Annotated in this window: 13 protein-coding genes; 7 read left to right on the top strand and 6 right to left on the bottom strand. The window is 54.7% G+C overall.

Going from position 1 to position 13,430, the window contains the following annotated elements; all coding sequences use genetic code 11:
* Window positions 1-59 precede the first annotated feature (59 nt).
* The 5 genes from H8S11_RS06810 to sigG all read left to right on the top strand — a co-directional run bounded on the left by H8S11_RS06810 (window position 60) and on the right by sigG (window position 3,621).
* A complete protein-coding gene (locus H8S11_RS06810; RefSeq protein WP_186852611.1) occupies window positions 60-1,274 on the top strand; it encodes an MFS transporter in 1,215 nt (404 codons plus the stop codon).
* A 95-nt stretch (window positions 1,275-1,369) separates the two neighbouring features.
* The gene (locus H8S11_RS06805; RefSeq protein ID WP_147571881.1) at window positions 1,370-1,621 is read left to right on the top strand and encodes an IreB family regulatory phosphoprotein; all 252 of its coding nucleotides are present in this window, start codon (window positions 1,370-1,372) and stop codon (window positions 1,619-1,621) included.
* Window positions 1,622-1,682: 61 nt separating this feature from the next.
* Entirely contained in the window at window positions 1,683-2,255 is a 573-nt protein-coding gene (locus H8S11_RS06800) for a DUF3795 domain-containing protein (RefSeq protein WP_147571880.1), read from the top strand.
* Window positions 2,252-2,716, top strand: a complete 465-nt coding sequence (locus tag H8S11_RS06795; RefSeq protein WP_186852610.1) for a 2-thiouracil desulfurase family protein — start codon at window positions 2,252-2,254, stop codon at window positions 2,714-2,716. The genes H8S11_RS06800 and H8S11_RS06795 overlap by 4 nt, the downstream gene beginning before the upstream one ends.
* Before the next feature lie 134 nt (window positions 2,717-2,850).
* Entirely contained in the window at window positions 2,851-3,621 is a 771-nt protein-coding gene (sigG, locus tag H8S11_RS06790) for an RNA polymerase sporulation sigma factor SigG (RefSeq protein WP_147571878.1), read from the top strand.
* A gap of 61 nt (window positions 3,622-3,682) precedes the next feature.
* On the opposite strand, the gene H8S11_RS06785 is transcribed toward sigG, so the two are convergent.
* The 4 genes from H8S11_RS06785 to dinB form a co-directional block, all read right to left on the bottom strand.
* Window positions 3,683-5,143: a carbon starvation CstA family protein gene (locus H8S11_RS06785; RefSeq protein WP_147571877.1), complete on the bottom strand. Its 1,461-nt coding sequence runs from the start codon at window positions 5,141-5,143 to the stop codon at window positions 3,683-3,685.
* 218 nt (window positions 5,144-5,361) lie between these two features.
* Window positions 5,362-6,102, bottom strand: coding sequence for a ZIP family metal transporter (locus H8S11_RS06780; RefSeq protein WP_186852660.1), 741 nt, complete (start codon window positions 6,100-6,102; stop codon window positions 5,362-5,364).
* Window positions 6,103-6,289: 187 nt separating this feature from the next.
* A complete protein-coding gene (locus H8S11_RS06775) occupies window positions 6,290-7,321 on the bottom strand; it encodes an inorganic phosphate transporter (protein ID WP_147571876.1) in 1,032 nt (343 codons plus the stop codon).
* 28 nt (window positions 7,322-7,349) lie between these two features.
* On the bottom strand, window positions 7,350-8,603 hold the full coding sequence (dinB, locus tag H8S11_RS06770; RefSeq protein ID WP_147571875.1) for a DNA polymerase IV: 1,254 nt from the start codon (window positions 8,601-8,603) through the stop codon (window positions 7,350-7,352).
* 132 nt (window positions 8,604-8,735) lie between these two features.
* Here dinB and H8S11_RS06765 point away from each other — a divergent pair, with 132 nt between their 5' ends.
* Together H8S11_RS06765 and H8S11_RS06760 are read left to right on the top strand one after the other, a co-directional pair.
* Window positions 8,736-9,626 carry an SPL family radical SAM protein gene (locus tag H8S11_RS06765; RefSeq protein ID WP_147571874.1) on the top strand — a complete coding sequence of 297 codons (891 nt, stop codon included), beginning with the start codon at window positions 8,736-8,738 and terminating at the stop codon, window positions 9,624-9,626.
* 77 nt (window positions 9,627-9,703) lie between these two features.
* Window positions 9,704-10,363 (top strand): helix-turn-helix domain-containing protein, encoded by a 660-nt coding sequence (locus tag H8S11_RS06760; RefSeq protein WP_147571873.1) that lies wholly within the window; start codon window positions 9,704-9,706, stop codon window positions 10,361-10,363.
* On the opposite strand, the gene H8S11_RS06755 is transcribed toward H8S11_RS06760, so the two are convergent.
* Entirely contained in the window at window positions 10,360-11,520 is a 1,161-nt protein-coding gene (locus H8S11_RS06755; RefSeq protein ID WP_243200960.1) for a YibE/F family protein, read from the bottom strand. The two genes, H8S11_RS06760 and H8S11_RS06755, sit on opposite strands and share 4 nt — an antisense overlap.
* A gap of 197 nt (window positions 11,521-11,717) precedes the next feature.
* The gene (locus H8S11_RS06750; protein ID WP_186852609.1) at window positions 11,718-13,280 is read right to left on the bottom strand and encodes an alkaline phosphatase; all 1,563 of its coding nucleotides are present in this window, start codon (window positions 13,278-13,280) and stop codon (window positions 11,718-11,720) included.
* Window positions 13,281-13,430: the final 150 nt, after the last annotated feature.

Here is a 13,430-nt window from a genome sequence, read left to right as displayed (position 1 = left end):
CAGGATACGGACAGCAGACCGGATGACAGGCGGTGGACTGAATAGAGGGAGTGGGAGAGATGGAACCATCGAAAAAGCGGGCGGTCCGGCTGTTTACCCTGGTGATCGCCCTTACCGCTTTGGCCAATGGCCTGGGAAGCAGTATTTTTTCCAATTATTTTAATGAGGTCTATCATATCGATTCGATCCAGCGCGGATTCATTGAGATCCCCAGGGAGAGCCCCGGGGTACTGTGCATGGCACTGGTGGCGGCGCTGGGATCTCTGGGCAGCCTGTGGATGTCGGTAGTGGCGCAGCTGCTGCTGTTGACCGGTTTGGTTGTCATGGGTCTGTTTAGCCCCAGCTATGGGGTGATGCTGGTTTTCCTGTTTATCCATTCCTTGGGAATGCACCTGTTCATGCCTTTGAATGACGCCATCTCAATGGATCTGGCGGAAAAGGGGAAAGTGGGGACAGCCTTTGGAAAGTTCAAAGGAGTCAACACATTCTTTTCCATGGCGGCGGCGCTGATGGTCTTTTTAGGATTCCGGTCCGGCGTGTTCCACTTTGGGAAGGGCTTTATCCTGCCCTTTGCCATTGGGGCGGCGGCCACAGCGGCAGCGGTAGTATTGCTGGCCAGGATGGCAGTTAGTATACCCCGGCAGAGCGGCCATGTGAAAAGTCATAAACTTTTATTCCGGCGTGCCTATATGCCCTATTACATGGTTACTTTGGCCTACGGCTGCCAGAAGCGAATCAAAATTGTCTTTGCGCCATGGGTCATCATCAACCTGCTGGGTCAGGGGGCGGATACGGTCGCCCTGCTAACCATTGTGGTCCACTTTGTGGGGACCTGGTTTGCTCCCCTGATTGGCCGCCTGCTGGACCGGATGGGGGTGCGCAGGATGCTCTGGCTGGAGGCCGGGTATATTGTCCTGTCATTCACCGCTATGGGCCTGCTGGCGGGGCAACTGGCTGGTGGAGCTTTCTCTTCCGGCGGCTGGCAGACCTGGCTGGTGTTCGCGGCCTATATCCTCTGTGTCCTGTTTGAGCAGTTCAATATGGTCCATTCTTTTATGATGCGTTCCATGGCATTGGACCCGGGGGAGGTGACCCAGACCCTGTCTGTGGGACTCAGTGTAGACCATGTGATGGCCATTGTCGCCTCGCCCATCATGGGGCTGATCTGGGAGGGCTGGGGAGTCCAGTACGTCTTTTATCTGGCGGCGCTGTCCGCCATCCTGCAGCTGGCTGCAGCCGGTATGGTGGGAAAAACAGAGCTGTCTAGGGTATAAATATTTCATTTTTATTAAATTTGCCTTGTGCCCCTTTACAGGAGCGACTTTTTAGAGTAGACTATTATTAGGTTTTTAGACAGGAGGTGCCCAGAATGGAAGAAATGGATTTTACCAGAAAATTTAGTCTGGGGGACCAGCGGGACCTGGAGATCAAGGCCATCTTGGCCTCTGTCTATCAGGCGCTGCAGGAGAAGGGGTATAACCCCATTAACCAGATTGTGGGCTATATTTTGTCTGAGGACCCCACCTATATTACCAACCACAACAATGCCAGAGCCTTAATCCGCAAAGTGGACCGGGATGAGCTGCTCCAGACCTTGGTCAAATATTATCTGACACACTGATGACCGCACAGCGGCCCGCCGACTGGCGGGCCGCTTTTTTGATAGAAAAGGAGGGGGCATGATGAAGGACTTTTATAGAACCTATCCTCAAGTAGCGTTATGTGGCCTGAACTGCCTGCTCTGCCCTATGAACATCGGAGGCTGGTGTCCCGGATGTGGCGGGGGAGAGGGAAATCAGAGCTGTCCCCGTGCCCGGTGTGCCCGGGAGCGAAATATCGGTGATTTCTGTTACCGCTGTGAACAATACCCCTGTGAACTCTATGAGGGGATGGGGGACTATGATTCTTTTGTGCCCACACGGCGCAGGAGCGCGGACCTGGACAGAGTCCGTGAACTGGGGCCGGAAACCTATGTGCGGGAGCTGGAGGAGAAGCGGGCTATTTTGGAACTGCTAGTAGGGGAATGGAACGACGGACGGAAGAAAAGCTTTTACACCACAGCGGTCTACCTGTTGGAGCTGGATGACCTGCGCCATGCTGTCCAGCAAGTGACTTCCCTTTCCACAAAAGAGATGTCTGAAAAGGAGCGTGCGGCCTGTATGACACAGGCCCTTCAGAAAATCGCAGAGCAGCAGGGGTTAGTACTGAAGCTGAATAAAAAACAAAAGAGAAGAAGTAGAGGGAAGCATTTATGAATATTTTGGTGAGCTACTGTTTTTTAGGGGAACCCTGTCGGTATGACGGCTGCAGCCGTCTGGACCGCCAAGTCATCGAACTGCACAAAGCGGGACATACGCTGGTCCCGGTGTGTCCTGAGGTGCTAGGAGGTCTGGACACTCCCAGGGCGCCGGCCGAGGTGCAGGCGGATGGTAGGGTCATCACCGAAGATGGAGAGGATGTCACCGACGCATATCGGGCGGGGGCAGAGGCGGCCCTTAAAATCGCAAGAGAGCATAGCTGCACGGTGGCGGTGCTCAAAGCCAGATCTCCGTCCTGTGGCTGCGGCGAAATCTATGACGGCAGCTTTACCCACACCATCAAGGCCGGATGGGGCATCACGGCCCGTCTGTTGGCAGAGGCGGGCCTTCGGGTCATGGACGAGGAAAATTTGGAGAGTTGGCTATATGATCCGACGGCGTGGCCATCTGAGATGTAACTGTATCGTACATCAGAGCAAAATCCATCGAAAAGGGTCAGACGATAAAAAATTTAAGGGCCATTGACCCCGTATGAAACCCTCCGCCCCGGAGATACTGGAAACACAGTATCACTGGGGCGGGAGGTTTTTATATGCAGCACAAGGTGGAAATTTGCGGTGTTAATACATCAAAGTTAAAGGTGCTGAAAAACGAGGAGACCCGTGCGCTGCTGTTGAGAGCGAAGGAGGGAGACCAGCAGGCCAGAGAGGAACTGATATCGGGGAATTTACGTTTGGTCCTGTCTGTGATACAGCGATTTTCCAACCGGGGCGAGAATGCTGATGACCTATTTCAGGTGGGCTGCATTGGGCTGATGAAGGCTATCGATAACTTCAACACGGACCTGGATGTTAAGTTTTCCACCTATGGAGTGCCTATGATCATCGGAGAGATTCGCCGCTACTTGCGGGACAACAGCACTATGCGGGTATCCAGAGCGATGCGGGATACGGCCTACAAGGTGTTGCAGGCCAAGGAGGCCTATATCGCTCAACACCAGAAAGAGCCCACAGTGGAGGAGATCGCCAACATCCTGGACATCAAACGGGAGGAGGTGGTCTTTGCGCTGGACGCAATTTTAGAGCCTGTGTCTCTCTATGAGCCAGTGTACTCCGACAGTGGGGATACCATATGTGTGATGGACCAGGTCAGGGACAGCAAAAATACAGATGAGATGTGGTTGGAGCGCATCGCACTGAAGGAAGCGGTGTCGCACCTGTCTGAACGGGAGAAAAAGATTTTGTCTATGCGTTTTTTTCAGGGCAAGACTCAGATGGAGGTGTCCGCTGAAATCGGAATCTCGCAGGCGCAGGTATCTAGGCTGGAAAAGAATGCATTAAGGCAGATACGGAAAGAGATGTAAAGAGGCCGCCTGACAGATCCTGTCAGGCGGCCTCTTAAAAACAGTTGTGGAGAAAATACGTTTAGACAGTGGCGGGGTTGAGTACGTCGTTTTTACGCATGACCCATTCACGCCAAATAAAGATACCCAGGAACAGGGCGGCTACCAGGATGCCCAGCGGGTAGGCCAGGGTGGTGGACATATTCAGACATTCAGGAGCCTGGACAAAGTAGGTCACAGAGACAGCGGACATAAAGGTAGCGGGTAAAGCAGCCATGAAACAGGCTACAGGGGGGAAGCCGTTGCGATGCAGATAGACGGCGCCAGCCCACAGGACCATCATAGCCAGGGTCTGATTGGACCAAGAGAAGTACTTCCAGAGAGTGGCGAAGTCACCCCACTGGGTGATCAGGGCTCCTATGCCCAGCACAGGGACAGACAGGAGCAGACGGTTCTTCCAATTGCCCTGATCGATTTTGAACCAGTCGGCGATGGTCAACCGGGCGGAGCGGAAAGCGGTGTCGCCGGAAGTGATGGGACAGGCGATGACACCCAGCAGGGCCAAGACACCGCCGACAGGGCCCATCATAGAGGAACAGATGTTCTCGACAACAACGGACTGACCACCAGCCAGCGCCTCGTTCAGAGCAGCCACATTGCCATAGAAGGTGACACCAGCAGCAGCCCAGACCAGAGCGATAGCGCCCTCAGCGACCATGGCGCCGTAAAATACCTTCCGCCCCTCTTTTTCAGAGGTCATGCAGCGGGCGACCATGGGGGACTGGGTAGCGTGGAAGCCAGAGATAGCGCCGCAGGCCACAGTGACAAACATCTGGGCCCAGATAGGAGTGTTGGTGGGGTGCCCCATCCCTTCCACGCCGATATACTGCCACATTTCAGGCATCGCGGCGCGGTAAGAGGGGTCAATCAGCATTACACCCATGAGGCCAAGGGCCATGATGATGAGGCAGGCCCCGAAGATGGGGTACAACTTGCCAATGACCTTGTCAATGGGCAGGAAGGTGGCGATAAAGTAGTAAATCAGCACGACAGCCAGCCAGAAGTTGGCATCCAGTGTTTCAGGAGTCAGAATAGCCAAAAGCTGGGCGGGGTTCTTGGAGAAGTTGACGCCGACCAGGATCAGCAGGACTACCGAGAAGACACGCATGACCTGCAGCATGAATTTGCCTAAGTAGATGCCCACGATTTCAGAGATAGAGGCGCCGTCGTGGCGCTCGCTCATCATGCCGGACAGGAAGTCGTGGACACCGCCGCCCAGGATAGTACCAAAGACAATCCACAAATATACACGGGGCCCCCAGCAAGCGCCGGCCAGAGCACCAAAAATAGGGCCAAGACCTGCGATGTTCAAAAGCTGGATCAGGAACAGACGCCAAGTTTTCATTGGGGTGTAGTCCACGCCGTCCGGATGGGCGACCGCCGGGGTCTGCCGGTCATCCACACGGAACACCCGCTCAATGAGACGGCTGTACAGTGCGAATCCCACCACAAGGACTACGAGGGAGATCAGGAACGTGATCATAAATTTCTCCTCCTCTTAATTTGCTTTTCCATGACGAAAGACATGAAAAAGGCCTTTATTTTCCACTAAAGGTCTGGGAAGCAAAGGAAACTTTGAGCTATCCCTTAAAAGGCGGCTTCATTATATCACGCTTCTTGAGAAAATCAACCCCCAAATCGAAATTTTTACTAAAATTTTGTGAACGAGGATTTTGTGAAAAAAGTGGGTCAACAGCGGACTTAGCCAAGAGCCACATCCAGGATCATCATAATGAGAAACCCTGCCATGACGCCTAGAGTGCCGGTATGTCCCCCTTCGGTGAGATTAGCTTCTGGGATGAGCTCCTCCACCACGACATAGAGCATGGCGCCGGCGGCAAAGGAGAGCAGCCACGGGAGCAGAGGCTGGATCGCCCCGGCAGCCAGTACAGTGAGCAGGGCAAAGATAGGCTCCACCACGCCGGAGGCCGCCCCGATGAGAAAAGCCTTTCTACGGCCCATTCCCTCCTGATGCAGGGGCAGGGAGATAGCGGCCCCTTCCGGAAAATTTTGGATGCCAATTCCCATGGCGAGGGCGGTAGCAGCGGGTAGGAGGGAGGGATCGCCACTGTGGGCAGCCAAAGCAAAGGAGATGCCGACCGCCATCCCCTCCGGGATGTTGTGCAGTGTTACGGCCAGTACCAGGAGGGCGGTGCGGCGGCGGGAGGTTTCGCCCTCTTTGCAGTGGAAGGATTCCGGTGTGAAGTGGGGGAGCAGATAGTCCATGGACAAAAGGAAAACGATGCCAAGGACAGATCCACCAGCGGCGGGCAGCCAACCGGGCATTCCCATGGCCTCCGCCTCCTCAATGGCTGGGATGAGCAGGGACCACATGCTGGCGGCAATCATCACGCCAGCGGCAAATCCAAGTAGGACGCGCTGAAGAGAGCGAGAGGACTGCTTGCGGAACAGAAAGACCATAGCGGCGCCGGAAGCGGTCATCAGGGCAGTGAACCCAGTTCCGCCGGCAGCCCATAAAAGTGCTTGTGTCACGATGTAATTTCCCTTTCTGAAAACGGCGGCGCGATGTCCGGAGCCGGTCCGCGCCTGTGCGGGTGCTTCCAGAATAGGCTATGCGCCGGATCAGAGAGGGGTGAGCCGGGTGACTGATATTCACCCGGCGCTCTATTCAAAAGACCGCCAGAAACACCTTGGCCATCCAGTAGCCGATGGCCATACAGCCAGGAAAGGTAAGGGCCCAGGCGAGAGCGATTTTGCCGGCAACGGACCAGTCCACAACACCGCCCCCCGCTGCTCCCACACCGAGCAGAGCGGCTGTGCGGGTATGGGTAGTTGAGACGGGAAGGCCCAGCAGAGTGGCGGTCATGAGGCAGAAAATATTGCCCAAATCGGCAGACAGCCCTTCTCGCGGGCCAATCGACACCATTTCACGCCCGACTGTTTCGATGATGCGCCTGCCCCCCATAAGGGTACCGGCGGCCATAAAGCCAGCACACAAAATCATAAGCCAGATAGGGATGAGAAAGGTCTGTTCATCTCCGCGACCCTGGGCCAATGCCGTCCCCAAGAGAAATACACCGAGAAACTTTTGACCATCTTGGGCACCGTGAAGAAAGGCAGTTCCTGCGGCTCCGGGAAGCTGGGCCAAAAGAAATGTATGGTTGGAAGCCTTTACAGGTTTTAAGGCACTTTGAAACAACTGTCCAGCCCAGAATCCGGCGGCGGTGGACAGAATCAGACCGAGGAGAACCTTGGCCCAACTGTCCCAGCGGATACAGGAGAAGCCACCCTCCAGAGCCACCGCGGCGCCAGAGATACCAGCAATCAAGGCGTGGCTCTCACTGGTAGGAATGCCAAGTAGCCAGGCAGCCGCGGCCCAGAGCACGATGGCGGCCATGGCGGCACACAAAGCGGTAAGAGCCGCGCGGGAGCCGCCGCCAAAGCTGGCGATAGAATAGACGGTCTCCGCCACAGAAGTAGAGACAGCGGTGACACAAAGCACTCCCAGAAAGTTGCATACAGCCGCCAGCAGGACAGCCAAAGGGAAGGGGAGTGCTCCAGTCACCACTACCCCGGCGATGGCATTGGGTGCGTCGGTCCACCCGTTGACCAGCAGTACCGCGAGGGTGAGGAGAACAATCAGTGCCAGAGCTGGATCGCCCGTCAACTGGTCGAGGAAAGCAAAAAAAGACAGGGGCATGGGTTCACCTCCATGCCCCTGTTGTATGCTACTCCTCCTCCAGATATGACCGGGAGCCTCCAGGCGGGGGCGCATGGCCGCTGCCGCCGGCGGCCTGGGTGGAGGAGGCATGGGAGATGGAAGATTTTCCGTACTTGGCCCGAATGCTATCCATTGTTTCCTCCAGCTTTTCCAGCCGCTCTCTCTTTTTGTCCTGGCCGAAGGCCAACAGATCCAGCTGGGCCGAGACCTCCTCCTCCGGGACCAGAGAGAGTGCTGTTACAGTGAGGGCTCGGACGGGATGATCCATATTCCAGCAGCTTTTGGCCAATCCCATGGCGGCTTGACTGATTTCTCGGGCCAGATTGCTGGGGGAGTCCAGCCGCTGCTGCCGGATGATATCCCGAAAGGCAGGGTCCCGTATGGCAAGTGAAATACCATTACATTTCATGTGATACCGACGAAGGCGGGCAGCCACTTGGTCCGAAAGGCGGGTGATCCCAGCCTGTATATCTTCCTGCCCCCGCAGATCGTGAGAAAAGGTGAGACCATTGCCCACTGACTTCGGCGGGACGTACTGGGCGGCGGGTGTGACGGGGGAGCGGTCCTCCCCACTGGCAAAGTCATGGAGCTGGGCGCCATTTTTACCCAGCAGAAGAAAAAGTTGCTCCCGATCAAAGCGAGCCAGGTCGCCGATGGTGTGGATATCAAAGCGATCAAAAGTCCGGGAGGCGGCCCGCCCGACATAGAGCAGGTCGGTGACCGGCAGAGGCCATACAATCTGTTTAAAATTTTCCCGGGTGATGAGCGTGGTAGCATCTGGCTTTTTGTAATCGCTGCCTAATTTGGCAAAGACCTTGTTGAAGGACACTCCCACAGAGATGGTCAGCCCAAAGTTGCCCCGCACATGCTCTCTAAGCTGGTCCGCCAGCGCCTCCGGATCCCCGCCGAAGAGATGGAGGGTGCCAGTGACATCCAGCCAGCTCTCATCAATCCCAAAGGACTCTACCAGGTCGGTGTAGTCCTGATATACCCGGTTGATCTGCCTGGATAGCTCACGGTATCGGTCATGGTGGGCGGGAAGAAGGACCAGTTCGGGGCATTTTTTTCTGGCCTGCCAGATGGTTTCAGCGGTCTTGACGCCAAAAAGCTTGGCAGGCTCATTTTTTGCCAGGATGATGCCGTGGCGGCTGTTAGGGTCTCCGCATACCGCCACCGGCAGGTGACGCAACTCCGGATGGTCCAGCAGCTCTACCGAGGCGTAAAAGCTATTTAAATCACAGTGAAAGATGACCCGTTCCACCGGACAGCGCCTCCTTTTCATTCAATAAAAAAATTATATTCCAGGCCAAGAAAAAAGTCAAACTAATGTTCGAATTTTCTTGACAGGAAAGGGGAGAGACTGGTAGGATAAGAAAAAAGGAGGGGAGAGGACATGGAATATATACCGGCTAAACATCTGCTCCATAGAAATAGAGGTACGGAGTGGTTTGGTACCGACCATACCATGAATATTTACCGTGGATGTTGTCATGGCTGCCTCTACTGTGACAGCCGAAGCAGCTGTTATCAAAATCCAGATTTTGATACCGTGAAGGCAAAGGCTGGGGCCCTCACTATTTTGCGGGATGACCTGGCCCGAAAGACGCGTCCGGCATTTATCAATATGGGTTCCATGAGCGACCCCTATAACCCCTTCGAGGAGGAGCTGGAACTGACCCGTCATGCCCTAGAGTTGATAGACGCCTACGGATGTGGGGTGGCGGCTGCCACAAAAAGTGATCTGATCGTCCGGGATATCGACCTGTATCAGTTCATTCAGCGCCATTCCCCAGTGATCTGTAAACTGACGGTGACTACGACAGACGACGCGCTGGCAGCCAAGATCGAGCCGGGGGCTCCCTCACCCAGCCGCCGTTTGGCGGCGCTGAAGGAGCTGGCGGGAGCGGGGATCTTTTCCGGTGTCCTGCTTATGCCGGTCCTGCCCTGGCTGGAGGACAGCGTAGAAAATGTGCTGTCGGTGGCGGAGGCGGCTGCCGAGGCGGGAGCACGATTCGTCTATTCGGCCTTCGGTGTGACCATGCGGGATGGGCAGAGGGAGCATTTTCTAAACGGACTGGACCGGGCTTTTCCAGAACAGGGGCTGGGGGAGAAATACCGCCAGCGGTATGGAAACCGGTATACCTGCTCCAGTCCCAGAGCGGGGAAGTTGTGGGAACGATTTTCCAAACGCTGCGGGGAGCTGGGGCTGTTGTGTGAGATGCGCTCTATCATTTCCGCTGCCACCCGTGGATATCAGGATCGGCAGCTCACCTTTTTTGACTGATTTTTCCCCCGGTTGCCGGTTGGTTGCTGGACTTTCTCCTTCTGGTCTGCTACTATTTGACCAAGGAGGTGGGAAGAATGCCATTGGGAGAACGCCTGAAAGCACTGCGGAACCAAATCGGTTTTTCTCAGGAGATGGTGGCGGAGCGAGTGGGCGTGAGCCGCCAAGCGGTGACCAAATGGGAGTCAGGGCAGACGATACCCACCGGTGAGAATCTGGCCGCGTTGGCGGAGCTGTACGCCATCTCACTGGACGAACTGATGGAGGACCGCTCCGGCTGGGTAAAAGATGGGGAGGACAACCCTATCCTGCGGGAAAACAGAACTGTGATAGCTATTTCTGCCCAACTGGGCGCACTCTATGCCTGTGTCTGGACATTACAGGATATGCCGCATGGAGAGCAGCTTGGGGGCGGCTACCTTTTGCCCCTGTTCGGAAATATCGTGATGTTGGCACTGTGCTCTATGTGGATGGTGTGGAACCTGTCCTTTGAACTGGATTTGGACCGGCGGCGGAACAATTTGAAAATTGAGTTGCGCTATATGCTGGCACAGCTCCTTTTGACCGTCTTAAGCTTCTATTTTCATCTGGGCTTGGCCGGATTCCTGCTGTCTATAGCCATTCTGCTTTTTTATCTGCGTGTGATAAATCCCCGATATATGGGGAGAAAGCTGTGGTGGAAGAAACCAAAAAGAGCGGTCTGTAAGATGAAAAAGGGCTCAAGGGATGGCTCTTAATTGAGGTCCATCCCTTGAGCTTTTTTTGTTTTACCAACCAGGAACAAGCCAGCGCACAGGGCGGTAAAGGGAGCGACTGTTACCAGACCGAAGGAGCCGATGACGGTATGGATCATCTCGGCGGCTACATACTTATAGTTCAAAATATTGGAGATTGGAGTGCCCTGGGCCATAAATACCATCAGCAGTGCCACATAGCCACCGGAGTAGGCGAACAGCAAAGTGGTGGTCATGGTCCCCATGGCCGCTCTGCCTACGTTCATCCCGGATTTGGCCGCCTCCCACCAACTAAGGTCAGGTCGTTTCTCCACGACTTCGTGGACTGCGGAGGTGATATCTACGCTCAAATCCATGATTGCTCCGGAGGCCCCGATAAAAATAGAGGCCATAAAGATTCGGGTCAGATCCAGATGCTGATAGCCGGCATAGAGCAAACTTTCCGAGTAGGACATGACCGCCCCGTGGACCTGAAATAGGTCAGTGAACAGGATGCCCATGATACAGGTGACCAGAACACCCAGAGCGGAACCGGATGAGGCGGCCCAGCATCTCCGGTCGAAACCATAGACCAGGGCGATGATAAGCAGAGTGAGGGCCAGTGTTATGGCAAGGCCGACCCAGATAGGATCCCAGCCTTTGAGATAGAGCGGGACCATCACCTTCCATATCATCAAGACAGTAAGGAGAAAGGAAAGCACAGCCCTTAGACCAGTCTTTCCTGCAAAGAGGACCAGCAGGAGGACAAATAGTCCGCCCATCAATAATTCCCAGGGCATCCGGTAGTGATCGATCATGGATACACTGAGGATCTGCTCCCCTTGGAAATTGATACGGACCAGAGCCTTATCGCCGACAGAAAAGATCTTATCCTGTTCCAGAGAGCCGTTCAGGGTGTTTTTTCCCTCTACCGTCTGCCCCTTGAACTGTCCTCCTAGTATCTCAAGCTGGCAGCTCTGCTCGCCGGACCGGACGAGCCCGGTGTCAATGACGGTTGACTCATCGGTAGACAGTACCAGAGCCGGTTGAATATCAGATTCCTGAAAAACGATGTTATCCTCATATCCCGTGGGCAGGGCGAGCAGGACAACGGTGAGAAGAAGGCATACCCATACAGGGGCATGGTAACGAAGAAAATCAGCTTTCATTTGCTTTAACATATAGTGTTGCTCCTTGAAGAGAGAAAGTACCCGTAGCTGGAGGGGGGCGGAGGAGGAGAAAGATGAAAACAAATTCGCCCGGTGAAAGGCGGATATCCGAAAGATGCGGGGGTACCACCAGATGAAAATGCAGGGGTAAGCCCGCTCCAGCCGGATCTACTGGAGCGGGCAGTTGATATCGTGTTCTCAAGAGAGGGTTACCGAACCGCCAGCATCTGGGCCAGCTTATCGTAGATTGCAGTGTTGTCGTAGTAGCCCTTGAAGAGTTCAGCGTTGACGCCATCCGCAAATACCGCCACGGGGAGTCCAGTGTGGCTGTACGAGGTAAAGGAAACGCCTGATTTGTTGTTGAGGATGTGGGTGATGGTGACGGACAAGGGTTCATAGGTGCCGTAGGCCACATATTCCTCCTGGTCGGCAATGCCGGTATCCTTCTCGTTGACAGATTTCTCATAGGCGGTCTTCAGCAGGCCCAGCTCATAGTCGGTGAGCACCAGACGGTCGCCCGCCTCACCGTTGACTTTCAGGCCAAAAAGCGTTTCAATGTCCTTCAGAACAGTTTCAAAGGGAGTCTTATTCGCTTTGTAAGCGGCCACATAATCGCTGTCATACTTGGCATAGGAAATAGTTTGGCTGTTGAGCTGGCTGAGATAGGTGTCGTAATCAGTCCCGGCGAATCCAATGGACAAGCCGCCGGTCTCATGGTCTCCTGTGACCAGAATCAAAGTTTCTTCGGCGTGGTCCTTGGCGAAGTCGATGGCTACCTGTACCGCGTCGGCCAGGGCCAGGGTGTCATGAATCGAGGCGGCGGCATCGTTGGCATGGCAGGCCCAGTCGATCTTGCCCCCTTCGCACATCATGAAAAAGCCTTTGTCGTTGTCCAGTACCTGGATACCCTTTTTTACATAGTCTGCCAGGGACCACATATCGTCAGTCCTGTCCAGCTCATAGGCCATGGCGTCAGAGTCGGCCAGATGCTCATCCACGATGATAACGGGGCCGGAAGTGACCTGCTCCGCTTCCGCCTGAGTTTTTACCACAGTATAACCTGCCTCTTTGGCCAAATCATACAGGTTGTCCTTATCACCGTCTGCTCCGTCTGGCTTCAACAGGGCGCCGCCGGCAAAGTAATCAAATCCTGAGTCTATCAGCTCCAGACCGATTTCATAATAGCTGTTGCGGCTGGCCTGATGGGCATAGAAGGCGGCTGGGGTGGCGTGATTCAGATTGACAGAAGAAATGACGCCCACCTTCATACCAAGCTGCTCATGGACCTTTTCCGAAATAGTCTCATAAGAGATGGTAGCAGTTTCATCCACATTGATAGACCCAGAATAGGTCTTATGGCCGGTAGCAATGGATGTGGCTGTGGAGGCAGAATCAGGGGCGAAGGAGTTAGAGTCATAGGTCACAGCAGAGCCAGCTACGTCAAAGCCCATAAAATTCAGAGCGACAGGACCGTCCAGAATCGCGCCCTGGTTGTCATCCAGACTGGGCTCGGCCAGCAGGTAATCAGGATCGGCCATGGAGCCTAGATAGTCGGATGCGGCCTGGAACTGTGGATAGCTCATTCCATCACCAATAAACAGAAAGACATATTTCGGAGATTTTACAGCAGTGGTCGACATGGGAGCGACCTGCGTGACCCCACTGGTTTGTACTGGGCTGCCTGCGGCATCCCTTGAAGATGTGCCGGAGCAGCCAGCCAAAGACAAAGCTGCCATGGCCAGCGCCAACGCGGCGGAAAAAAATCGTTTCATACTGTTTTCCTCCTGACTGTTTACACTTATTCTTGACATTGGGGACAGGTCTATTCTAAGGTCCGCCTGTTAAAACGGCTACAGCCTTTGGGTGAAAGATAGGTAAAAGATAGCTATGAAAAAACAGCGCGCTGCCAAGAAGCAGCGCGC

Source organism: Flintibacter hominis, from assembly GCF_014287965.1.
Classification (GTDB): domain Bacteria; phylum Bacillota; class Clostridia; order Oscillospirales; family Oscillospiraceae; genus Lawsonibacter; species Lawsonibacter aceti.
The sequence above is the reverse complement of the archived record's forward strand: the minus strand, read 5'-3'. Positions and strand labels throughout refer to the sequence as shown.

Coding starts and splice junctions, on each gene's coding strand:
- H8S11_RS06805 (WP_147571881.1), top strand. CDS start 1,370: ATGGAAGAAATGGATTTTACCAGAAAATTTAGTCTGGGGGACCAGCGG.
- H8S11_RS06800 (WP_147571880.1), top strand. CDS start 1,683: ATGAAGGACTTTTATAGAACCTATCCTCAAGTAGCGTTATGTGGCCTG.
- H8S11_RS06775 (WP_147571876.1), bottom strand. CDS start 7,321: ATGCCCCTGTCTTTTTTTGCTTTCCTCGACCAGTTGACGGGCGATCCA.
- H8S11_RS06785 (WP_147571877.1), bottom strand. CDS start 5,143: ATGATCACGTTCCTGATCTCCCTCGTAGTCCTTGTGGTGGGATTCGCA.
- H8S11_RS06795 (WP_186852610.1), top strand. CDS start 2,252: ATGAATATTTTGGTGAGCTACTGTTTTTTAGGGGAACCCTGTCGGTAT.
- H8S11_RS06750 (WP_186852609.1), bottom strand. CDS start 13,280: ATGAAACGATTTTTTTCCGCCGCGTTGGCGCTGGCCATGGCAGCTTTG.
- H8S11_RS06780 (WP_186852660.1), bottom strand. CDS start 6,102: ATGACCGCTTCCGGCGCCGCTATGGTCTTTCTGTTCCGCAAGCAGTCC.
- H8S11_RS06760 (WP_147571873.1), top strand. CDS start 9,704: ATGCCATTGGGAGAACGCCTGAAAGCACTGCGGAACCAAATCGGTTTT.
- sigG (WP_147571878.1), top strand. CDS start 2,851: ATGCAGCACAAGGTGGAAATTTGCGGTGTTAATACATCAAAGTTAAAG.
- H8S11_RS06810 (WP_186852611.1), top strand. CDS start 60: ATGGAACCATCGAAAAAGCGGGCGGTCCGGCTGTTTACCCTGGTGATC.
- H8S11_RS06755 (WP_243200960.1), bottom strand. CDS start 11,520: ATGTTAAAGCAAATGAAAGCTGATTTTCTTCGTTACCATGCCCCTGTA.
- H8S11_RS06765 (WP_147571874.1), top strand. CDS start 8,736: ATGGAATATATACCGGCTAAACATCTGCTCCATAGAAATAGAGGTACG.